Consider the following 23,950-nt stretch of genomic DNA (forward strand, 5'->3'; position numbering starts at 1 on the left):
TTATTTTATATTAAAGAGTTATTTGACATAATTCATGAAAATTTAAAAGATAAATTAATCTGGCCGGGGCCATGAGTAGATAGGATGCCATTATGATTGATATAAAGTTCTATTTATATTCGATACTGATAACTGCAGTTATCTATATCAAATAGCCATAATGGAAATTTATATCTTAGGATAAGGGCGTGGTTTATTGTTCCGGTATTGAAACATGAGTTTGATAAATAATGATGAAAATAGCTAAATTAGTAAATATTCAAGAAGTAACCATCAATATTGATGGTTATATACCTATTGATATCCAGTTAGTTGATAATATAAACGAAACCCCTTTGTATTGGAGAATTGGTGATAATGAAAAAAGTTTATTAGAGTTTGCTATTTTACCTAGCGATGGAAGAATATCAGCAATTACATTAGTTGCAATAAATCCTGATTTTGTCCAATATGTGGATAATGACTTTATTGCATCACATGAAAGTAAATGTGGTTTTCCTATAGTTGATATGAGTCCGTGGAAATTTATTGAAAGTAATAATTTCAGCCATCGTTTTATTGATGAATTTAATTATGTGATTAAAGTAGATGTTTATCAGGAGGCTATTATGTTGATGATAAAAGAGAAATATAAATTATCAAGTTGGGTTAAATATAATAATTCTTTATGGTTGGGACTGGATAATGATGAAAATATTATCAGTGTCCTAATAAAAGATTTATCGAAAGAAGACATTAATAATTTCTTTAATTCTATTAGCTAGAATATGTCAAGCTGGTTTTATACCCGTTATCTTTCAAATTGCCTCTTTGTTGGATATACGGATTTTTCGTTATTACAGATAATAAATTCAAGAAGTAACAGGAAAATTTGTTATCATGTTCAACCCTAAATACTTCTCATGAATTATACAGCCTACCGATAATATCGGGGAAGAAATTATAACTAAATGGAAGATCTCTCAAACTAATTGAAAAGAAGTTAATAGAGAATTTAAGGTCATTTATTAACTTCAGATATTTTCAATGAACGTATATATTTGGCTTTTATTTCTCCATAAAAACAGATTGACTCATTTTTATATTGTCAATAATTCTTCATTCTATAGTCTTTTAATACTTGATCTATTACCCAACTGGTTCGTGAGCCTGATTCTCCTGTTGATGGGCAAAATCCCTTTCCTTGCAATTCATTGATGATAGTATTAATCAATGGCATTTCTATATGCTTTGGATTGTCAATGTTAAACTGATGTAATGTATTATTTTCGTCATAATATGAAATGGCTGAATTTCCAAATGTAGAGAAAGATATCTTTCCTTTAGTGCCAATTATTTCAACATTATCTCCTCTAGAGTTCGATGCAAAATTCCAGATACCGACACCTTGAATGTTATTTTCAAACATAAATGACATTGATACACAATCTTCCGCGGGATAAGCATTCCCTTGTGAATTTGCATGTCCTTTGACAGAAATAATCTTTCCTAAAAGAAAGTCTAATATATCAAGAGTATGGCATGCTAAATCAACAAATAATCCACCACCGGAAATTTCTGGATTAACAACCCAAGGTAAATGGTGTGGATCTTGGTAACATTGCTCTATCTCTCTGTAAAGTATACAACTTACAATTCTTGGTGTTCCGATAGCACTTGATTCAATTAATTCTTTGATCTTTAAAAATCTTGGCAATGCTCTCCTATAATAAGCGACAAATAAAGGAACATTTTGAGCCTGACAGGTAGCTATCATTTCATTACATTCTTCAAATGTTAATGCCATAGGTTTTTCTACATATATCGCTTTACCTGCGTTGGCCGCTAAAATGGTATATTCTTTATGTGTAGATGGTGGTGTTGCAATATATACTGCATCAATGTCTTTGTCATTAATAAGTGAATTAGCGTCAGAGTACCATTTAGGCACATTATGTCTCTTGGCAAAGTCCTCTGCTAAATTAGCATTGCGTCGCATTACTGCAACCAATTCAGAATTATCTAATTTATAAAAAGCAGGGCCGCTTTTTACTTCAGTAACATCACCGCAACCAATAATTCCCCATTTTATTGTTTTTTTCATTGTTATTTTCCCAATATGCTTATGTCGAATTGTTTATTAATAAAAAATTGGTGAAAAGATTATAGTAGAAATCTGATTTATCCTATCTTTTTGCTCCAATATATGATTATATAACATGTTTCTTACTTCTGAATCAAGTGAGTTAATATAATCTTCATCGTATTTCTTATAATCTATTATACCAAAATGACATGTGGGTTCACATCTATGCCCAATTAAATTTTAAATTGCAGCATGGTGGTAAGTGAAAGCAACCAACAAAGTAGTAATTTGAAAGATGGAGGGGATAAGTCAGTCAGTAAATAGCTTGATGATATAAAGATACTCCTTTATGTTTTTTCCGATAATTAAGCTTTTTTCAGGACTTAAACCCTACCACATTAACCGTTTTATCCATTTTTTTATTGCATTATTTTTTATGATTTGCTTCGTAAAATGATGGCAAGAAAACGCTTAACTCTCTGTTATTCGAATAATATTCTTTTGCGTACTGATTTCTTTTCAACTCTTTGCTAATGGTTAATGGACTTTGATTGAATACAATTAACTCTCTTTCTATCCCACATGCTTGCAGTCATGATTGCAATAACATATATTGATTGCAATGCATGCTAAATTAGGAAATGAATCTATGCCATCCATTACTGTCAGAAATGTACCGGACGAAGTGCATCGCGCTTTGCGGGTACGCGCAGCCACACACGGTCGTAGTGCTGAGGCTGAAATCCGGTTTATTCTGGAAAACGCAGTACAACCGGCGGGACGAATCAAGCTGGGCTCCTTGCTGGCAAAAATCGGTCGCGAGGCGGGGGGCGTCGATCTTGAGATCGAGCGTGATAAGACACCTGCCGAGCCGATGAGTTTTGAATGATACTGCTAGATACGAACGTAATTTCCGAGCCGCTACGGCTCAGCGGCGATCCCGCTGTGGTTACATGGATAGATGAACAGAATGTCGAGACGCTTTACCTGGCCGCGATCAGCTTGGCTGAGCTTCGTTTTGGGGTCGCAGCGCTGTCCAATGGTAAGCGCAAAGATACCCTGCATAGAAGCCTAGAGCGGAGTGTTGTTCCCTTGTTTACCGGTCGTATCTTACCGTTCGATGCGGCCGCTTCGGAAGCTTATGCCGAGATCATGGCGCGAGCGAAGAGCGAGGGGAAAGCTATCGGGAAGGCTGACGGGTATATTGCGGCTATCGCAGCGGCGAATGGGCTGATTGTTGCAACCCGCGACACATCACCTTTTGAAGCTGCCGGGCTTACTGTTATTAACCCTTGGAAGGGCTAATAACATAGTTGTTATTACATTCTTGGTGCGTGAATAATGAGCAAGTAATCATTATTATCTGCCCACCATGAAGACCAATTTTAATTACTAAAGCTCAATTTCAATATCACCAAGCGGATGACAGCAGCAGGGTAAAATCTCCCCTTCATTAACAAAAGCTAAAGGTTTGCGTCGATAACCGACTTTGCCTTTTATCAATCTGACACGGCAGGAACCGCAATAACCTTCACGGCACTGGTATTCAGCCTGTACTCTACCTTGTTCCAGCGCTTCTAGCAGACTGTTATGCAGTTCGGGAGAGCTGTAGATATGGTAACCCTGCATACCATGCAGGGTTACTTTATAGCTTGTCATCAGAGTTCAAAATCACTCAGGTCGTCAGGGTTAACTTCAGCATCAATCTGACCAACCAGATATGAGCTAACTTCAACTTCTTGCGGCGCTACTTGAACATTATCCGACACCAGCCAGGCGTTAATCCACGGAATCGGGTTAGAACGCGTTTCAAACGGCAGTTTCAACCCGACAGCCTGCATGCGAATGTTAGTAATGTACTCAACATATTGGCACAGAATATCTTTGTTCAAACCAATCATGGAACCTTCGCTGAACAGGTAATCTGCCCACTCTTTTTCTTGTTCCGCCGCTTGAACGAACAGGTCATAGCACTGTTGTTCACACTCTTTGGCGATTTCTGCCATTTCCGGGTCATCCTGACCAGAGCGCAACAGATTCAGCATATGTTGCGTGCCGGTCAGATGCAGTGCTTCGTCGCGAGCGATCAGTTTGATGATTTTGGCATTACCTTCCATCAATTCGCGCTCAGCAAAGGCAAATGAACAGGCAAAACTGACGTAGAAACGGATCGCTTCCAGCGCGTTAACGCTCATCAGGCACAGGTACAATTGCTTTTTCAGTTCACGCAGACTGACAGTAATAGTTTTGCCGGCAATCTGATGCGTGCCTTCGCCAAATAACTGGTAATGATTAGTCATCTCAATCAGATCATCGTAATAAGCGGAAATATCTTTCGCTCGTTTCAGAATCTCTTCATTGGTGACAATATCATCAAACACAACCGCCGGATCATTAACGATATTTCGGATGATGTGAGTGTAAGAACGTGAATGAATCGTTTCAGAAAAAGACCAAGTTTCAACCCAGGTTTCCAGCTCAGGGATGGAGATCAAGGGCAGAAAAGCCACGTTCGGGCTGCGGCCCTGAATAGAGTCCAGCAGCGTTTGGTATTTTAAATTACTGATAAAAATATGCTTTTCATGGTCTGGCAACGCATTGTAGTCAATGCGGTCGCGAGACACGTCAACTTCTTCCGGGCGCCAGAAGAAAGAGAGCTGTTTTTCGATCAGCTTTTCGAAAATCGGATACTTTTGCTGGTCATAACGGGCTACGTTTACCGGCTGACCAAAAAACATCGGTTCCTGTAACTGGTCGTTTTTTACTTGTGAAAAAGTGGTATAGGCCATAACTTCCTCAAATTAAATCTTACACGCGCCGCTTTCACAGTCGGAATCAGCAGATTCCACGACTTCTTCCAGGTCATCCTGAACGTCTTCCGCACCATCACGGGTATTGTGGTAATACAACGTCTTCACACCATATTTGTAAGCGAGCAATAAATCTTTCAGTAGCTGATTCATCGGCACTTTTCCACTTGGGAAATGTGTCGGATCGTAGTTGGTATTGGCAGAGATCGACTGGTCGATAAATTTCTGCATGATCCCAACCAACTGCAAGTAGCCATCATTACCAGGCATTTGCCACAAGAGTTCGTAAGCGCTTTTCAGACGCTCATATTCCGGTACAACCTGGCGCAAAATGCCATCTTTTGACGCTTTGATGCTGACGTAGCCACGAGGCGGTTCAATACCGTTGGTGGCGTTAGAGATCTGGGAAGAGGTCTCTGAAGGCATCAAAGAAGATAATGTTGAATTGCGCAGACCATATTGTTTGATATCGTTGCGCAATGTTTCCCAGTCATAGTGCAGCGGTTCATTGGTCAATGTGTCCAGCGCTTTTTTATAGGTATCGATGGGTAGGATACCTTTAGAATAGGTGGTTTCTTTAAACCACGGGCAAGCGCCTTGTTCTTTCGCCAGTTCATTAGAGGCTTTCAACAGGTAATACTGGATAGCTTCAAATGTTTTGTGAGTCAGGTTGTTAGCGCTGCCATCTGAGTAACGTACACCGTGTTTCGCCAGATAGTAAGCATAGTTGATGACGCCAATGCCTAATGTACGGCGCCCCATTGCGCCTTGTTTCGCGGCAAGGATAGGGTAGTCCTGATAATCGAGCAGGGCATCAAGGGCACGGACCGCCAGAGTAGCCAGTTCTTCCAACTCATCAAGATTTTCAATGGCGCCCAGGTTAAAAGCCGACAAGGTACACAGCGCAATTTCACCATTTTTATCATTGATGTCATTCAATGGCTTGGTTGGCAGTGCAATTTCCAGACACAGATTTGATTGGCGCACTGGTGCGACTAAAGGATCAAATGGGCTGTGAGTGTTGCAGTGGTCTACGTTCTGAATATAGATACGGCCGGTAGAGGCGCGTTCTTGCATCATCAGGGAGAAGAGCTCAACCGCTTTCAGACGTTGCTGACGGATATTGCTGTCCTGCTCATATTTGGTGTACAAGCGCTCAAATTCGTCCTGATCGGCAAAGAAGGCATCATAGAGTCCGGGAACATCGGATGGACTGAACAGGGTAATTTCTTCACCTTTGATCAGGCGTTCATACATCAGTTTGTTAAGTTGGACGCCGTAGTCCATGTGACGAACACGGTTTCCTTCAACGCCACGGTTGTTTTTCAGGACCAGCAGGCTTTCAACTTCCAGATGCCACAATGGATAGAACAGTGTAGCGGCGCCGCCACGAACGCCTCCTTGAGAACAGGATTTGACCGCGGTCTGGAAATGCTTATAAAAAGGAATGCAGCCGGTATGGAAGGCTTCGCCATTACGGATTGGGCTTCCCAGTGCGCGAATACGGCCTGCATTGATGCCAATACCAGCACGTTGAGAAACATATTTCACAATGGCGCTGGAGGTCGCATTAATGGAATCCAGGCTGTCGTCACATTCAATCAGTACGCAGGAGCTGAACTGACGAGTAGGGGTGCGTACACCTGCCATGATCGGGGTTGGCAGCGAAATTTTAAACGTCGAAGCTGCGTCGTAAAAACGGCGAATATAGTCCAGACGTGTCTCTTTCGGATAACCGGAGAACAGGCAAGCCGCCACCAGAATATAGAGGAATTGGGCGCTTTCATAAATTTCACCGGTAACGCGATTTTGGACCAGGTATTTACCTTCGAGTTGTTTGACCGCTGCGTAGGAAAAGTTCATATCACGCCAATGGTCAATAAACTCGTCCATTTGTTCGAATTCTTCTTTCGAGTAGTCTGCAAGCAAATGCTTGTCATATTTGCCCATTTTCACCATACGGGATACATGGTCATAGAGTGCGGGCGGCTCGAATTGACCATAAGCTTTTTTACGCAGGTTAAAAATTGCCAAGCGGGCGGCCAGATACTGATAGTCAGGTGCGTCACCGGAGATAAGATCCGCGGCAGCTTTGATCATCGTCTCATGAATATCTGAGGTTTTGATGCCATCGTAAAATTGGATTTGGGAACGCAGTTCTACTTGTGATACCGAGACATTTTTCAGTCCATCGGCTGCCCAGTTAACAACCCGGTGGATTTTTTCAAGGTCAATTCGTTCTTTGTGGCCATCACGCTTTGTTACTAGCAGACTATGGTTCATGGACAGGCATACCTTACATTTACTTTCAAATTCGCTCCCACCTGCTTTGTGTCTTTGACTTAGACCAAAACATAACCCCCTCAATGGCGGAAAAACCAACGAGAGAGTAGTGGTAATGGAATGTTAAGGAACACAATATGTAGGGGGTACACTAAATAATGACAACAAGATAATGTTAAAAGCGGCTTTTATCAAGTGCACAAAAATACGGATTCTTGTGGATAACTTGAGGACTAAATTTATTAAAAAGCCGGAAGCCTGCATCATTACTAGCGGTTGCTCTGACAGAAACACCGGCAAAAATGAGTAAAAAAATTCCTGAAAATATGATTTATTTGCCGATTTATTAATCTGTCAGGTGAATATGTCAGACATACTGGGTGTGTAACATATAATTGACGTCTACATTGTGACCAAGACTAAATTTATCCGTTAGTGGGTTATAATGCAGGCCGATAATATGCTTTTCCCGCAGGAATGTTCTGTCAATCCAGCTTATCAACTCTGATGGTCGGATAAATTTCTTCGCATCATGGGTTCCTTTCGGTACCATTTTCAGAATATATTCCGCGCCGATTACCGCCATCAGCCAGGCTTTTTTGTTGCGGTTAATGGTAGAGAAAAAGACATGCCCGCCGGGTTTCACTAGCTGAGCGCAAGCATGAACGACCGATTGTGGATCTGGGACATGTTCCAGCATTTCCATACAGGTGACGATATCGTAAGCCTGTGGATATTTTTCGGCGTGGCTTTCTACTGTTTCCTGTACATAAGTCACGGGGATACCTGTTTCAAGGGCGTGCAGTCTGGCAACTTGCAGCGGTTCCGTACCCATATCCAGTCCGGTCGCTTCTGCCCCTTCACGGGCCATACTTTCTGACAAAATACCGCCGCCACAGCCCACATCTAAGACTTTTTTACCGAAAATGCCGCCAGAACGCTGCAAAATATAATTCAAGCGTAGCGGGTTAATTCGGTGCAGCGGTTGAAATTCACCTTCCAAATCCCACCAGCGAGAAGCAATCGCTTCAAATTTCTCTATTTCCTGTTGATCAACATTGTTTGGGGTGGAAGGGGTTTTGATGTTCATCAGCGGTTGTCGCTCCTTAAACTTTCTTTAAACAGGCGGATTCACTCCGTTCTGCCAGGGTTCACTCAGTTCTGAGACAGTATACACGGCTTAATTTTTAAATACCCGTATCTGATTTTTATAAAACTGTTGGTTTGTGGTATAGTTCTAAACCTTTGAATTCGGAATGTATGAGGGATAGTGGGCTCCATGAGCGACATTGCCAGAGAAATCACCCCGGTCAATATCGAAGAAGAGCTGAAAAGCTCGTATTTGGATTATGCGATGTCTGTTATTGTTGGGCGCGCGCTACCAGATGTTCGAGACGGACTAAAGCCGGTACACCGTCGCGTACTTTATGCGATGAGTGTATTGGGAAATGATTGGAATAAACCCTACAAGAAGTCTGCCCGTGTTGTCGGGGACGTCATCGGTAAATACCATCCACATGGGGATAGCGCAGTCTACGACACGATTGTTCGTATGGCTCAGCCGTTTTCCCTGCGCTATATGTTGGTTGATGGTCAGGGTAACTTTGGTTCAGTCGATGGAGACTCAGCCGCCGCTATGCGTTACACCGAAGTGCGTATGGCGAAAGTTGCCCATGAACTGCTAGCGGATCTGGAGAAAGAGACTGTCGATTTTGTGCCGAACTATGATGGTACAGAGCAGATCCCGGAAGTGATGCCAACGAAAGTACCAAACCTGCTGATCAACGGTTCTTCTGGTATCGCAGTGGGTATGGCGACTAACATTCCTCCTCATAACTTATCCGAAGTTATTGATGGTTGTCTGGCTTATATTGAAGATGAAAACATCAGCATTGAAGGGCTGATGCAGTATATTCCCGGCCCAGATTTCCCTACTGCTGCGATTATTAATGGTCGTCGCGGTATTCAGGAAGCTTATCGGACTGGTCGCGGTAAAATTTATATCCGTGCCCGTGCGGAAATTGAAGTTGATGAGAAGAATGGCCGTGAAACTATTTTAGTGCACGAAATCCCTTATCAGGTCAACAAAGCCCGTCTGATTGAAAAAATCGCTGAGTTGGTGAAAGAAAAACGCATCGAGGGGATCAGCGCGCTTCGTGACGAATCTGATAAAGACGGCATGCGGATCGTGATTGAAGTGAAACGGGATGCGGTGGGGGAAGTGGTTCTGAATAACCTCTACTCCCTGACTCAGCTTCAAGTTTCTTTTGGCATCAACATGGTGGCCCTGCATCAGGGACAGCCGAAGCTGCTGAATCTGAAAGATATTATTTCTGCTTTCGTATGCCACCGCCGTGAAGTGGTCACTCGTCGTACCATCTTTGAATTACGCAAAGCCCGTGAACGCGCCCATATTCTTGAAGCATTAGCTGTGGCGCTGGCGAATATCGATCCTATTATCGAACTTATCCGTCTTGCTCCGACACCTGCCGAGGCAAAAGCCGCATTAGTTGCTAAGCCGTGGGAATTAGGCAGTGTTGCCGCCATGCTGGAGCGTGCCGGTGATGATGCCGCCCGTCCTGAATGGCTGGAACCACAATATGGTGTGCATGAGGGTAAATATTATCTGACCGAACAACAGGCTCAAGCCATTCTGGATCTGCGTTTGCAGAAACTGACCGGCCTGGAGCATGAAAAACTGTTGGATGAATACCGTGAATTACTGACATTAATTGGCGAATTGCTGTTTATTCTGGAAAATCCTGAGCGCTTGATGGAAGTGATCCGTGAAGAGTTGTTGGCAATTAGGGCGCAATACAGTGACGCCCGCCGTACTGAAATCACGGAAAATACGGCAGATATCAATATCGAAGATTTGATTAATCAGGAAGATGTGGTTGTCACCTTGTCACATCAAGGGTATGTCAAATATCAGCCGTTGTCTGACTATGAAGCGCAGCGTCGTGGTGGTAAAGGTAAATCCGCAGCGCGTATCAAAGAAGAAGACTTCATTGAAAAGTTGTTGGTTGCCAATACGCACGATACGATCCTCTGCTTCTCCAGCCGTGGCCGTCTGTATTGGATGAAGGTTTATCAATTACCGGAAGCTAGCCGTGGCGCTCGTGGCCGTCCGATTGTTAACCTGCTGCCGCTAGAGCAAGATGAGCGAATTACGGCGATTCTGCCGGTGCGTGAATATGAAGAAGGGTTGTACGTCTTTATGGCTACGGCCAGTGGGACCGTGAAGAAGACCGCGTTGCAAGATTTCAGCCGTCCACGCAGTGCTGGTATTCTCGCCGTTAATCTCAATGAAGGTGATGAGTTGATCGGCGTTGACCTGACTGACGGTAATAACGAAGTTATGTTGTTCTCCGCGGAAGGGAAGGTTGTTCGTTTTGAAGAGGGAGCGGTTCGTTCAATGGGGCGTACAGCTACCGGTGTACGCGGTATCAAACTGAATGGCGAAGACAAAGTGGTTTCTCTGATTATCCCACGTGGAGAAGGAGAAATTCTGACTGTCACTGAAAACGGTTATGGTAAACGTACCGCTGAAAACGAGTATCCAATTAAATCCCGTGCAACGCAGGGGGTTATCTCGATTAAAGTCAGTGAACGTAATGGTAACGTGATTGGTGCAATTCAGGTTGAACCAACCGATCAGATAATGATGATTACTGATGCTGGCACATTAGTACGTACCAGGGTATCGGAAGTCAGCGTTGTTGGCCGGAATACTCAAGGCGTAACACTTATTCGTACCGCTGAAGATGAGAAAGTTGTTGGTTTACAGCGGGTTGCTGAGCCTGAAGAGGATGAAGAGGGGCTGGCGGCAGAAGGGGAAGAATTGAACAGTGATAACGGCAATTCACCCGATGCTAACAGCGGCGAGTCAGTTGATCCGGTTTAAGTGAAGATATAATACCCTATGTATTTCAAGATGCATCGCGACGGCAAGGGAGCGAATCCCCGGGAGCATAGATAGCTATGTGACCGGGGTGAGTGAGAGCAGCCAACAAAGAGGCAACTTGAAAGATGACGGGTATATTTTTTACTTAATTAACAAACAGGTACTTCGGTGCCTGTTTTTTTAAAGGGATTTTTCTTAATATTAAAATATGCGATTGATGGGGCTTTGTAATCTTTAAACTCTGGTATATCTTGTCATTAATGACATTGAATAATGCCGGTTTTTATTAGGTAACCTTTTGAGATATCTTTCTTCTTTTCGTACATCGCTAAAAATATCCCGTTATCTTTTCCGGGTGCTTGGCCTAATGTTGTGGGCGTTAGGCGCTTTATTAACAGCTTTTTACCTGGTTAATATCTTTAATGAAGTCAAGTCGGATATTCGGCAAGAATACAATGCTAATTATGATTCCACACTCTCTTATGTGCGTCATACAGCAAGTGTTCTGCGGGATATCCAATATATGACCGAGAAGCATTTACTGAATTCTAATGGCAAAAATGCTATTTTTGATTTTCCACATAATAGCCCGGCGTTTTCTTATCATCCTTTGAACCAAAGCGCAGACTGTCGTACTTTTCGCAACAACACTCATAGTTATTTAAATTCGTTGAATAACCTTATCTTCTATTGGAAGGATAATCTTGCGGCGCCTCAGGGATTGAATCAGGTTTTCCTGGTGGGTACACAAAGTATGTGTATGGTGAGTTTTTCTATCCGTAATACCTCGACTGAGCCTGATACGCTGAAAAAAATAGTTTATGAAAATTCACGCAGACTTATCAGCCTGAAAGAACAAGGTAAAGAACGAAATGTTTATTGGGTTATACCTGGCGCAAGATCTGATAGCGGCCATCTCTACGTATTGGCGCCGGTATATGTCAATGGTCAGATGGTTGCAATGATAGGCATTGAACAATTCATCAGATTGGACTCTTTTATTCAAAGACAAGACCGCCCAATTTCAATAACGTTATTGAATCGCAGTAATCAACCTGTGTTGCACTATCCTGCAAATGATGACTATAAACTTCATTATGCTGATTATCAGTTGGAAGCGCCTTATTTTGGCTATGATGATAATTTTACTGATTTACTGCTGAAACGCCGGTTAATGCCATCTTCATTCAGTATCATCTATGCGCTGCCGCTGAAAACTATTTTTGAGGGTTTTAAACTACAGATTATTAGCAGCATTGTGCTTAATGTGTTATCTGCTTTTGTCATCATCATTCTGGTGTATCTGTTTGAGCGGAAAATGTTTGCTCCGGCTGAAGAGAATGCCATTCGGCTAGAAGAGCATGAACAATTTAATCATAAAATTGTCGCTTCAGCGCCGGTTGGGATCAGTATATTGCGGGTCAGTGATGGGAGTAATATTCTGAGTAATGAGTTGGCGCATAATTATTTAAGAATGTTAACGCATGAAGATCGGGAACGTATTATTCATATTATTTGTGACAGAACTAGCAGTTATGTTGATGTCGTCACCAGTAATAATCATCATCTACAAATCAGTTTTGTTCATTCCCGCTATAGGAACGAAGAGGTAGCGATTTGTGTTTTGGTTGATATTAGCGTCCGTGTACGGATGGAAAAATCATTACAGGAGATGGCGCTAGCATCGGAACAGGCTAACTATTCTAAATCTATGTTTTTAGCTACCGTTAGTCACGAATTGAGAACGCCGCTTTACGGTATTATTGGAAACTTGGAGTTATTACAGGCGCATTCGTTGCCTGCTGAATCTATTCGTTTGTTATCAACGATGAATAATTCTTCAGCGTTGTTGCTAAAAATTATCAGTGATATTCTCGACTTCTCAAAAATTGAATCTAAACAGCTTAAAATTGAGTCTAGGGAATTTTCCTGTCAGGAAGTTATCTCTCATGTTATTTCTAACTACCTGCCGTTAGTGGTGAAAAAACCGTTGACCTTGTATTGCTATTTTGAACCGGATGTTCCGAATTATATCTGCAATGATCCGGTTCGATTACAACAAGTTATATCTAATCTGTTAAATAATGCGATTAAATTCACTGATACTGGATGTGTAGTTATACATGTGACGGTTGATAGAGATTATTTATACGTCAGAATAAAGGATACGGGCGTCGGCATTTCTGATAAAGCGCTTGTTCAGTTGTTTGATCCATTTTTCCAGATCATGCCAAATACGGAAAGCTCATCTCAGGGAACGGGGCTTGGTCTGGCGATTTGTGAAAAACTTATCAATCTGATGGATGGTGATATTGAAGTCATTTCACAACCACAGATAGGGAGTATGTTTTCTATTCGCTTACCTTTATATGGTGCGAAATATAAGCCAAAAACTCAGTTAATAAATGAGCATCAGCGAAAAATCATCTTGGCTATACGTAATCTTTATCTGGAGGAATTTTTACAGCGTTTTCTGGTTCATCATGGCTTACACACTATTTTATATCGCGGGCAAACTACTAATGGTAGTGAAATTATTATCAGCGATTTCCCTGATGCGGTGACTTCCCAAGTATATGGTTATATTGAATTATCGACCGACTATATTGGCTCACCGGAGCAAATCAGAGAAAACTATTGGTTACACAACACTTACCATTTACATGATTTGCCGATAATGATTGAGCGGCTGATTTCATCGAATCATAATGTGGTATTAAATACCGCCCCACCTGTTTTTCAGGCAAATACCCGGTTTAATACTATTATGGTTCTGGTGGTGGATGATCATCCTATCAACCGCCGTTTATTGGCCGATCAATTGAAATCCATCGGTTTTCAGACAGCGATGGCAAATGATGGATTGGATGCGTTGGAATATTTGAAGAAAGGGGGGATTGATATCATTCTGACGGATGTCAATATGCCCAACATGGATGGTTATGTGTTAACAATGTACTTACGGAATGAGGGGTGTAAGTTGCCGATTATTGGTATTACGGCCAATGCACTGGCAGAAGAAAAACAGCGCTGTATTGATGCCGGAATGAATGATTGTTTGTCGAAACCTGTTTCCCTGGTGACTCTCAGGCAGGTATTAGCGGAGATGATTTGAAGCAATAATTTATACCCGTTATCTTTCAAGTTGCCTCTTTGTTGGCTGCACTCGCTCACCCCGGTCACATAGTTATCAATGCTCCCGGGGATTCGCTCCCTTGCCGTCGCGATGCATCTTGAAATCCATAGGGTATATAAAACAATTCCCGGTACAAACAATTCCCTGAACAAACAAAATGCCCGGCACAAATAAATAGTTGCCGGGCATCAGGACGACTTTCATATTAAAATAACGAGTGGTATCTACTGAACATTATTGTGTGTATCAATAGTGACAGAAGCAAGGTAATTGAGTAATGCAATATCGTTATTTACGCCTAGTTTTACCATAGCTGATTTTTTCTGGCTGCTGATAGTCTTGACGCTGCGTTTGAGTTTTTTGGCAATGTCTGTTACCAAAAAGCCTTGGGCGAATAGACGTATAACTTCACTCTCTTTTTGTGATAACGGTTTATCGCCATAGGGGGTTTTCGTCACTTTTTTCAACAGTTCGGAAACGCTTTCTGGCATAAATTTTTCCCCTTGGTTCAGGGCCGTCAATACATCGGGTAAATCTGTCGGCGCTCCTTGTTTTAAGACAATGCCTTCAATATCAAGTTCGAGTACAGCACTTAAGATTGCTGGGTTATTGTTCATGGTTAGAACAATGATTGATAGTCTGGGATAATGGCGTTTGATGTATTTAATCAAATTGATTCCATCGCCGTATATGTCGCCAGGCATAGACAGATCAGTGATCAATACGTTTGCTTTAATACAAGACAGATTGTTGATCAACGTAGTCGAGTCTTCCGACTCTGCGACGACGTTGATCCATTCAAGCCGCTCAAGTGATTTGCGGATGCCAAACAGGACAATTGGATGATCATCAGCAATAATGACGTTAAGGTTATTCATCTTATTAGTTACCCTGCTGCAATAGCCTTTTGGTGAAGGACTCAATACGGCTAATGCTATTCTTAATCTCTATTTCGTTACTGTCTGTTATGTGTTGTTCCAGTGTTTCGCAAGAAAGTTTGAGGAGTTCTAAGTCTAACATAGCAAAAACGCCTTTCAGGCGATGTGCTGTTTGCGAAAGCGATATCAGATCATATTGTTCTATATCAGTATACAGCTTATTAATATCTATCGGTACTGTCTCGACAAATAATTGTCGGTAATTGCTATCAATGAGCTGTTTTTGATAACTATTTATGACATTGCCAAAATCGTAATCACTGATTTCATCGCTAAATGCCGACGTTTCTAAATTTGCATTAAACTCGTTAAAACTGAAACTTCTCTCAATTAATAACGAAATGGCATTGATAACAGCTTCACTCAGATTGTAGTTACACCGAATATAGTCAGGTTTTATCTGCTCAAAACCGGCCAGATTATCAACCAGTAATATAGTCGATTTTGCCGAATCATAGGGTTTATCTGTCAACATGATATCGTATTCTCGATTCAAGCTTTCTTGCTTTTTATCGAAGTAAACAGCGCCATAATGATGCAGATGATTTTGCACAATCTTACGGATCTCCGTATTGCTGATATCCAGTAAGGCAGTAATGTCTTCCAGTAGCGGCGGACATTGGTCTTGGCCGATTATTAAAGGCAGACTGATAGCATAGTGCGTACCCAGGTTGGGTTTGCTGTTTATAGTAAAATGACCATTCAATTTTCTACATAATTGGTTACATAGATAAAAGGTCAGTCCTGAATTGGATTGATATTTATCACTTGTCGCTTGGCTTAAAAATGGGTAATTCAAATTTGTTAAATCTGTTGAATTAAGCCCGGCTCCTGTATCTATAATTTCGATTTGAATTTGTTCTTTGTATTCCTGGGAATAATTAACGATGAGAGATATTTTGCCATAAGATGTGAGCGTGATTGCATAATTGACTAACATCAGGACAATTTTACTGATGGCGGTGCTATCGCCAATAAATAGTGATTCAGGATTAATATTACAATGATAATAATAATTCAATCCCTTATTATTCATCTTAGGAAACACTTTTTTAATAATATCTTCTAAAATGACTGATAATGAAAACGACTCATTTTTTGCTTGCCATTCCCCTGATTCTAATTCATTGAGTAATGAAATATTCTCGATCCAGTCGGATATATACTCGGATTTAGTTAATAAATTATCGACGATACGAACATTATTTTCTTCTGTGAGAATTTGTTTCAGTTGGTAAGCGATATGATCTAACTCCTTTATTGGTTGTTTTAACTCAGAACGAATGTTGGTCAGCATGAATCGCCGAGCTTGTACACTCTTATCGTGTTCCAGGTGAGCAAGTTGTAGACGCCTGCTAATTAAGGCTTCCTGATCTTTATCTTGCAGTAAAAACAGATAAGTTTCCGGCAACAGGCGCATGCTGTACATTTTAATTTCATAGACTGAATCGTCAATTGATGTTTGGATGACACCATGATGTTGCTTTGCCATCATCTTAATTTTATTTAAATCGACATTCGGCAACAGATGATCGGCAATGTTATTGCACATAATTATTTGATTTACTGAAAAATCGTAAATCAGTAGGCCAATCGGAATATTAGAGATAATATCGTGACTTAATGCATCCTTGACTTGTAACTCGCGGCTCATAAGGGCGTTTGGAGCGATATATTTTCGACGAATGTAGATAAGCCCACCCAAAGACAGGATAATAAATACTGAATCAGCTAGTAACAACCAGATGTTTCTGTATAACAAATCGATTAGCAAATCTTTGAGTGATATCCGATACAACAGTTTGTATTGCGTACCTTTGAGTGATTGAGAAAATTCGAGCCAGAAACCATTCTGTGAGATATTGACTTTGTTGATTTCATTAGGAGGTTGTTCGTTATCCGACAATAAACTGAAATTTGCTGCTGCCATATCCATAGGAAGAAGATGACAAATAGGTAAATCAAAAGCGATAACTGTTGCCAATTGACCCGGTGAATTGAATGTTGCCCGGTAAGTATAAAAATAGATATTTTCGCCATTTAACTTACGGATTGATGAAATATTTTCCCGTTCATCTAACGCGGTGGATTGCATTAGCATTTCTGAACGTTTTGATTCGGCGGTAAGTGTTAAATAACTCTCTTTAAATCTCAATTCTGGTTTAAGAATAGAGTGAGTTGTGATCAGAAACAGACTGTTATCTTTACCATTCAGATAGTACATGGAGTTGTATTCATTGCGAGTGCCCCACAAAATCTCCATGTAATTGGAAAGGCGTTGTGCCAACTCTACACTTGCAGCGCTGTGGTGACCGAAAACAATCGTGTCGATAGTTTGATAACGATTCTCAAGCCAGTAAACATCAGGTCGTAGCTTCATCGGCGTGACGGATTCTTGCGGTCTAAAAGATGAGCTATTGGCTTGTTTAAAGATAGAATTAGCGTGGTAACGATAATCTTCTATCTGTAATACTATTTTGGTTGCGACACTATTTAGCGCATACTTTTTCCCCATTAACCAGGCATTGAAGTAGTTATAGCTGTATAAAAACAGGGAAACGAAAAGCAGAATAATGAACAGACCGTAGTAACGGTTTATGGTTGATGAATTAATAGAAAATTGTTTGTTATACATTCGTTGAGTAAAAGCCTTATTAATTGCTTGGCTGTTTAGCGAGCTCGTTAAATTGGTGAATCTCATGATTCGATGTATTTAGGCTAATTTTAGCAGGATTGGGGCGGGAAAGGATATTGTAGATTGAGGATTGAGCGAACAGTAAAGAAATTACAGAATTTTTACGATAGAGACTAGACATATTATCATGTTAAGAGCATAATCCCGCGTCATGGAAGGATGGCCGAGCGGTCGAAGGCAGCGGTCTTGAAAACCGCCGATGGGAAACCATCCTAGAGTTCGAATCTCTATCCTTCCGCCAAATACTAACCTCATGCACTTCTGGTGCATGAGGTTTTTTTCATTCCTGTTATTGTTAAGTGCCTTAAAGGCCATTGTCGCGGGTTTATTCATCTATTGAATGGCGAATGATGAGGGATGAAAGTCCACAGCCCGGTTGACTTGAAATCTATCAAGTCCCGACTATAAGTCTATGCTGCGGTTGTTGGGGGCGAGTTGTATTTGTAATTTATGGTGTGTCCACGATTTATTGACAAGAATGGTTTTTCAGGACGGATTCTTGTTCAATAAAACCGTGGAAATGGTAAGAAATTAGACTTTTTTAATCGGCTTTGAATAGCATAGTTACAGCGGTTACGAACATAATAATAGCCGCACCTTTAAATAACATCCGTTGTGCCCGTTGGCTTGATAGCAAATGTCGAATACTGAGAGCGCCGAGAATAAATACCGCTCCTACGCTGAATAAAACAAGCACCGTCAGTGGTACTAACATGAGCCCCCAGTTTTGCAACGAGATAGATTCCATGTTAATTACCAAAGGTAATAGCGCGAGATAGAAGGCAATGGTTTTAGGATTGCTTAACGTTAGAGTGAGACCAGATAACCAGGCCGCAGCCAACTCTTTTTTCTTTATGGGTTGGTCTTCACCAATGGGTTGATGATCAGCAAACCAGAATTGCCATGCCAAATAACTCAAATATAGTGCCGCTCCCCATCTTATAGCAACAAATAAGGTATCAAAGCTACTTGCAATAACGGACAAACCAAAGACTGCAAAAGACAAATAAGTGAGATCGCCGATAATCAGGCCAAATAACACACTAAATCCTGCTAACGCGCCACTGCTCACACTTCTGGCAACTAATGCTGCCATTCCTGGGCCGGGTATCGCCGCAGCAACAGTCAATGCCGCTGTATAGGTTACTATTTGTGACACTTCTAGCATATCTTTCCTCTCAAAATTACACCTTGAAGTAACAGAACATAAAAATGTCACTTGCGTATGCAAGTGACAAATAAGGGCTCTTTAATATATACCCGTCATCTTTCAAGTTGCCTCTTTGTTGGCTGCACTCACTCACCCCGGTCACATAGTTATCTATGCTCCCGGGGATTCGCTCCCTTGCCGTCGCGATGCATCTTGAAATCTATAGGGTATAGACAATAACGACATTTTTCTAATACTGAACGTCTTAAGTTTGGCATATTTTTATCCAAAACAGTTAAGACATTTTTATTAGTTGTCGGATGACTTCCCGAGAAAATACCATATCTTGAACAGCCAAACCAACGGATTGAAAGATAGTCACACCTTGATCGCACAAATTGGAATGAGATTGAGAAATGGTACCAATTTCTATTCCAATGTCTGACCCGTTAAGAATACCTTTCTCCCTTGCTTTAATAACAGATTGAGAGGCAGCAAGTACCGATTCATTGGAATCAGTAAATAGGGTGGTATTGCTATACATATCTTCGCTAAGTTCCTGAAAGCCCAAGGCCGAAGCGCCAATAGCATTGACATGACATTTAACCGGCAACTCTTTTCTATTGAGTATAGGGGCACGCGATGCTGTGGTCGTGCAAATGATGTCACTATTGAGTACAGCCTCAGCAGGTGAGGCTGTGATCGAAATGGGAAGATTAAGTGTATTATCACACCATGTGGCAAATTCACGGCATCTTTCTGCATTGCGACCCCATAAAGTGACTTCTTTAATTGGGCGCACATATAACATGGCTTGCAAATGTGCTTTTGCTTGTAAGCCGGTGCCAAGTATTGCCAGCCGGCTGGCATCCTTTGCAGCAAGAAGATGGGTTGCATAGGCAGAGGCGGCGGCCGTGCGAATTTCTGTGATAGCGCTTGCATCTACCGCAGCAATCCCTGAAACACCTGGTTCGTCGTAAACCAACACACTACCGATGTGTGAAGGTTTATCGCTGTTGCTTTGAAATCTTACTACCACCGATTTTAACCCAAACCCCTTGTATGGCCCCTCCTTAATATAAATCGGCATGGTGCCCATTAAGCCGTCTTCGCCTTTAACGATATTGCGCAAAGGTTGTTCTACTTTTCTCTCCGATTGCAATTTAAATGCTATTTCACTTAGCTTAAGGCTGAGTTCCATAGTCAAATAACGTTCAACGGTTTCTTTATCGACATAAAGCATATTGATGCCTTTTAATATCAGTTATATACCCGTTATCTTTCAAGCTGCCTCTTTGTTGGCTGCACTCACTCACCCCGGTCACATAGTTCTCTATGCTCCCGGGGATTCGCTCCCTTGCCGTCGCGATGCATCTTGAAATCCATAGGGTATAGATCGTCCAGCTTGAATTTATCATCAATTTCAGTTCCGGCAATGCTATTGAGAATTGTCGACATATTCTTTTGAGAAACACCTAACACGACATCCAACATATTCTGTTTGCTAAAACCGCGGCTTAAGAATAGATCAATGGCATCTCTTTTCAATTGTCCGCGGCAGTAAATAACCTCTATGGTAAATTCACGTAGCGCCAATAATCGTGGGGAGAGATCGTCGGTTTTTTCAATCAATGCCTTAACCGTTTTTTTGTCCACACCATTATGAATTGCAATATAAGCGTGTGCCTGAACCGTATAATTACAACCATTTTCTATGCCGGTTGTAATCCACACCACAGCTTTTTCCTCTTCATTCAGTGAACTATCAATAAATAGGTCGTGTGCTCGTTGGTAAGCGGCTAATAGTGAAGGTGATTCTGACATATAACCACTTTGGTTAGGTATCCAGCCGAAATCATTAATAGAACTTTGAAGTAATTTTTTACTTTTTTCAGGTGTAGTAGTAATAGTGTGTAGAGTAAGTAAAGACATAATAACCTCTGTATTTTATATTGAAATTTTAAATAGATCTATATATTTTCTTATTTTAAAGCAAGGCTAGCTTTTATGTGGCTGTAAATACTGACCAAAGCATTTGAATCGGTCGAATATGAGAAATAAATTTTAAATTATGTAATTTTGCTGCCACTTCTGTCGTGAGTGCGGCATCCACCTCTGAATTAGCGACGGCTTTTGCCGCTGAACTGGTTGAATCTTTAAAGATAATGTCTGCAATTTTTAGATTATCAGGCAACAACTCAGGGATTAAAGCCTTTGGCGCCGGATGAGTTGCAATGACGATATTATCTGTAGTTAATTCATCACGAACAGCGATACCATAATTAGGCGTGTAATTTAAAAATGCGGATGACAAGTTAAACCTGTTATCCATATAAAACTCACTGATATTGTAATAAGCATTGGCTACTACCAATGCCTGACAGTTGTTTAAAATAATTTGATTACTCGCTTCTTCGTAAGTATTACATAAAGCAACTTGGTAACTTTTGGCGACTTTATTTTTAATGGCGAATTCACCAAAACGAATAGCGGATTGTTCGCTACTTGTACCTGATGGGCCTAAGGTAGCAATATTTAGAACATCAAATGTATCTTTGTTGAAACTAAAAAAAACACATTCCATGATGTTTCTCCTGGAATTACACTAATAAACCGGGTTTAACCAATGTGAGAATTGATCTATTCTGCCTCTAATAATTTCTTGGTAATCTTTGGCAATAACATTGGCTATAGAATCTTCTTTTTGTATATATAATACATTGTCTATTTGCGAAACAATTGATATTTCAATGCCAGTACCTGTTAAAAAGCAGGCATCTGCTTCATAGAGATCCTTTTGTTGAATTTCTGACTCAATACAGGGAATATTGCGGAATTTACAAATATCGAAAACAGATTGTCTGGTTATTCCATTGAGTATGCCAGCGCTAAGGGATGGTGTAATAACGCAATTATCCTTAACAATAAAAACATTTGATGTACTTGCTTCTGCACACATGCCTTGTTCATTTAGCATGATAGCATCATCAAATCCATTTTCTTTGGCATCTTCATGAGCCAGTGCGGAATTAACATAAGTGCCGGTAATTTTGGCAGATGATGGAATTGCCGCATTTGATACACGTCGCCATTTTGAAATAAGGCATTTAAACTCTGCTTTTTTGGCATAAGCGCCCATAGGTAAAGCGTTAATACAGAGGGTTGAATTGACGCCGCTTAGCTTAACGCCAAATTTTTCACCCGGCATTAACGACTTTTTAAGCGCTAATGGCCTGATATAAATATCTTGTTTGAAACCATTTTTAATGATGATGTTTTTAGTAATGTCGGTTAACTCCTGACTGGTATAGGGCAACTCAATTTTTAATGTTTTAGCTGATTGAATTAACCGTTCATAGTGCTCATGCACTCTAAAGAGATTAAGTTGGTTATTGTCTTGATCCCAATAAGCCCGGATTCCTTCAAATGTACCGGTGCCATAATTTAAAGCTTGTGTATTGGCAAGAAAGGTCGCATTGCTAAAATTGAGATATTCCCCATCTAGAAATACAATCCAATCTTTATTCACTGGGCTAACGATATTATTTGTCATTTAGTTGCCCTCTTTTTCATGATTTCTAAAGCTGAATTTCGTTCAATATTGTTGGTATCATCTCTCAGATCATGGATACGTGCTGCTTTCCAGCTTACCATTGCTGCGGTTCCAATAAGTCCACCAACATCTCCTACATGGATGTTGACATGCATATTGAATTTGGATTCCATTTTTTGTTTTATCTTGCTAATGAGTGACGCATTATTTAACTCATCACATGGCTCTAAAGTGATCTTTAGCTCATCTGTACCGGTGGTATTGTTGATTTCAATAAAGTATTCGAAACAATATTCGAGTTCTTCAAAGATGGCATTTTCGATATCAAAAGCATAGACATTAGCATTGTTTAATACTAATACATCTTTTACTCTGCCGATGGGTTCTATTTCCCATTGATTTAAGCCTATTGCTTTACACCGAACCATATCCCCTGTTTTGTAGCGAATCAGAGGTTTATTCCCTTTATATAAATGGGTAATTACTAATTCACCGGCAACGTGATTATCACCAACATTGAGTTTTTGCTGAGTAAAAGGGCAAATGAGTTCGTAGTAATTGTTGTATGGAATAGTAATAAGCTTATTGGTGTCGTTACAAGCTGCCAGGATTGACGTTTCTTGTGAAGCATACATGCAGTTGTAAATTTTGGCGCCCCAATTCCGAGATAAGTTTCTTAATCTATTTGGCGTAATGAGTTCGCCAAGAACTAAAATGATCTCGATACCTAATTCTTTTGCATCACATGCATTATTTCGGCAATATTTTAGCAACTCAGCGGCGACTGCGGGTGTGCAAACTAAAGCGGTTATTTTGAGGTCTTGTATTAGCCTTAACACTCTGTGCATACCAACAACCGGCGAACGAGGCCACATTTTGATAACGGTATGCCCTAAACTGCGAAATACATCTTCAAATGTATCTCCAGTGGAGTGCAATTCCGTTGGACCCATTACGCCAATAATGTGTTGTTTGCCTTCCTGATTAAAAATAGACTCATATTGCAGAGTCAGAAAACTATTATTGACTAAAGAATCTATTTCATTGCGAGGACAGGGCGTGGATGGCCCAGTTGTTCCCGTGGTTTCATAATATATCCAGGCATTGCTCAGGCTATCTGAAGATATCGTATTTCCTGCCTTACTTAAATCTAGTTTTGTGGTAAAGGGCAGTTTTTCAACAAATGAGGATAAATTGTCATCATTATTTGGGTTTATTGTATTTAGGCGATCTTGATAGAAAGTTGAACCATTTTTTGTATAATTTATGATTTCTTTCAGCTTTTCATATTGTATTTTTTCCAATGCGGAGATATCTATCTTGCCAGATAGATATTTTTTTAACTCAGTAAGATACTTCAGCCCTAATTCATGAAGATCGGTTCTAAAAATGGAATACATATATGCTACCTGG

The 23,950-nt window shown here is 40.8% G+C and carries 18 protein-coding genes and 1 tRNA gene; 6 read left to right on the top strand and 13 right to left on the bottom strand.

Translation table 11 applies throughout. The features are described 5' to 3' along the window. The first annotated feature begins 230 nt into the window (after positions 1-230). The gene (locus tag V2H77_RS10255) at positions 231-764 is read left to right on the top strand and encodes a hypothetical protein (protein WP_341498700.1); all 534 of its coding nucleotides are present in this window, start codon (positions 231-233) and stop codon (positions 762-764) included. 323 nt (positions 765-1,087) lie between these two features. Here the strand turns inward: V2H77_RS10255 and V2H77_RS10260 are convergent, their stop codons facing one another. Beyond that, the gene (locus tag V2H77_RS10260; protein ID WP_341498701.1) at positions 1,088-2,083 is read right to left on the bottom strand and encodes a Gfo/Idh/MocA family protein; all 996 of its coding nucleotides are present in this window, start codon (positions 2,081-2,083) and stop codon (positions 1,088-1,090) included. A 604-nt stretch (positions 2,084-2,687) separates the two neighbouring features. On the opposite strand from V2H77_RS10260, the gene V2H77_RS10265 reads away from it, so the two are divergent. Next, positions 2,688-2,954, top strand: coding sequence for a FitA-like ribbon-helix-helix domain-containing protein (locus tag V2H77_RS10265; protein ID WP_341498702.1), 267 nt, complete (start codon positions 2,688-2,690; stop codon positions 2,952-2,954). Then, the gene (locus V2H77_RS10270) at positions 2,951-3,370 is read left to right on the top strand and encodes a type II toxin-antitoxin system VapC family toxin (protein ID WP_341498703.1); all 420 of its coding nucleotides are present in this window, start codon (positions 2,951-2,953) and stop codon (positions 3,368-3,370) included. Before V2H77_RS10265 ends, V2H77_RS10270 begins: the two co-directional genes overlap by 4 nt. A gap of 87 nt (positions 3,371-3,457) precedes the next feature. Here V2H77_RS10270 and yfaE read toward each other — a convergent pair whose 3' ends face one another. The 4 genes from yfaE to ubiG form a co-directional block, all read right to left on the bottom strand. Continuing rightward, complete coding sequence (gene yfaE / locus V2H77_RS10275) at positions 3,458-3,724, bottom strand: class I ribonucleotide reductase maintenance protein YfaE (RefSeq protein ID WP_088372781.1); 267 nt, start codon at positions 3,722-3,724, stop codon at positions 3,458-3,460. Continuing rightward, on the bottom strand, positions 3,724-4,854 hold the full coding sequence (gene nrdB / locus V2H77_RS10280) for a class Ia ribonucleoside-diphosphate reductase subunit beta (RefSeq protein WP_036781046.1): 1,131 nt from the start codon (positions 4,852-4,854) through the stop codon (positions 3,724-3,726). Before nrdB ends, yfaE begins: the two co-directional genes overlap by 1 nt. A 12-nt stretch (positions 4,855-4,866) precedes the next feature. Beyond that, a complete protein-coding gene (gene nrdA / locus V2H77_RS10285) occupies positions 4,867-7,158 on the bottom strand; it encodes a class 1a ribonucleoside-diphosphate reductase subunit alpha (RefSeq protein ID WP_341498704.1) in 2,292 nt (763 codons plus the stop codon). 367 nt (positions 7,159-7,525) lie between these two features. Continuing rightward, on the bottom strand, positions 7,526-8,248 hold the full coding sequence (ubiG, locus tag V2H77_RS10290; protein WP_341498705.1) for a bifunctional 2-polyprenyl-6-hydroxyphenol methylase/3-demethylubiquinol 3-O-methyltransferase UbiG: 723 nt from the start codon (positions 8,246-8,248) through the stop codon (positions 7,526-7,528). Positions 8,249-8,437: 189 nt separating this feature from the next. Between ubiG and gyrA the strand changes: the two genes are divergently transcribed. Together gyrA and rcsC are read left to right on the top strand one after the other, a co-directional pair. Then, entirely contained in the window at positions 8,438-11,065 is a 2,628-nt protein-coding gene (gene gyrA / locus V2H77_RS10295; RefSeq protein WP_341498706.1) for a DNA topoisomerase (ATP-hydrolyzing) subunit A, read from the top strand. 298 nt (positions 11,066-11,363) lie between these two features. Beyond that, complete coding sequence (rcsC, locus tag V2H77_RS10300) at positions 11,364-14,180, top strand: two-component system sensor histidine kinase RcsC (protein ID WP_341498707.1); 2,817 nt, start codon at positions 11,364-11,366, stop codon at positions 14,178-14,180. Between the two features lie 245 nt (positions 14,181-14,425). Here rcsC and rcsB read toward each other — a convergent pair whose 3' ends face one another. Then, complete coding sequence (gene rcsB, locus V2H77_RS10305) at positions 14,426-15,079, bottom strand: response regulator transcription factor RcsB (protein ID WP_088372787.1); 654 nt, start codon at positions 15,077-15,079, stop codon at positions 14,426-14,428. 4 nt (positions 15,080-15,083) lie between these two features. Then, on the bottom strand, positions 15,084-17,774 hold the full coding sequence (rcsD, locus tag V2H77_RS10310; protein WP_341498708.1) for a phosphotransferase RcsD: 2,691 nt from the start codon (positions 17,772-17,774) through the stop codon (positions 15,084-15,086). A gap of 213 nt (positions 17,775-17,987) precedes the next feature. Here rcsD and V2H77_RS10315 point away from each other — a divergent pair. Beyond that, positions 17,988-18,075, top strand: a tRNA-Ser gene (locus tag V2H77_RS10315). Positions 18,076-18,375: 300 nt separating this feature from the next. Here V2H77_RS10315 and V2H77_RS10320 read toward each other — a convergent pair. The 6 genes from V2H77_RS10320 to V2H77_RS10345 all read right to left on the bottom strand — a co-directional run bounded on the left by V2H77_RS10320 (position 18,376) and on the right by V2H77_RS10345 (position 23,937). After that, positions 18,376-19,002 carry a LysE family translocator gene (locus V2H77_RS10320; protein ID WP_341498709.1) on the bottom strand — a complete coding sequence of 209 codons (627 nt, stop codon included), beginning with the start codon at positions 19,000-19,002 and terminating at the stop codon, positions 18,376-18,378. Between the two features lie 277 nt (positions 19,003-19,279). Further along, positions 19,280-20,227: an ornithine cyclodeaminase family protein gene (locus V2H77_RS10325; RefSeq protein WP_341498710.1), complete on the bottom strand. Its 948-nt coding sequence runs from the start codon at positions 20,225-20,227 to the stop codon at positions 19,280-19,282. Between the two features lie 65 nt (positions 20,228-20,292). After that, positions 20,293-20,916: a carboxymuconolactone decarboxylase family protein gene (locus V2H77_RS10330; protein ID WP_341498711.1), complete on the bottom strand. Its 624-nt coding sequence runs from the start codon at positions 20,914-20,916 to the stop codon at positions 20,293-20,295. Between the two features lie 73 nt (positions 20,917-20,989). Further along, positions 20,990-21,568, bottom strand: a complete 579-nt coding sequence (locus V2H77_RS10335; RefSeq protein ID WP_341498712.1) for a prephenate decarboxylase — start codon at positions 21,566-21,568, stop codon at positions 20,990-20,992. A 21-nt stretch (positions 21,569-21,589) separates the two neighbouring features. Continuing rightward, positions 21,590-22,537: a branched-chain amino acid transaminase gene (locus V2H77_RS10340; RefSeq protein ID WP_341498713.1), complete on the bottom strand. Its 948-nt coding sequence runs from the start codon at positions 22,535-22,537 to the stop codon at positions 21,590-21,592. Then, entirely contained in the window at positions 22,534-23,937 is a 1,404-nt protein-coding gene (locus V2H77_RS10345) for a phenylacetate--CoA ligase family protein (protein ID WP_341498714.1), read from the bottom strand. Before V2H77_RS10345 ends, V2H77_RS10340 begins: the two co-directional genes overlap by 4 nt. Positions 23,938-23,950 lie beyond the last annotated feature (13 nt).

Source organism: Photorhabdus sp. P32 (genome assembly GCF_038085095.1).
In the GTDB taxonomy this organism is placed as follows: Bacteria; Pseudomonadota; Gammaproteobacteria; order Enterobacterales; family Enterobacteriaceae; genus Photorhabdus; species Photorhabdus luminescens.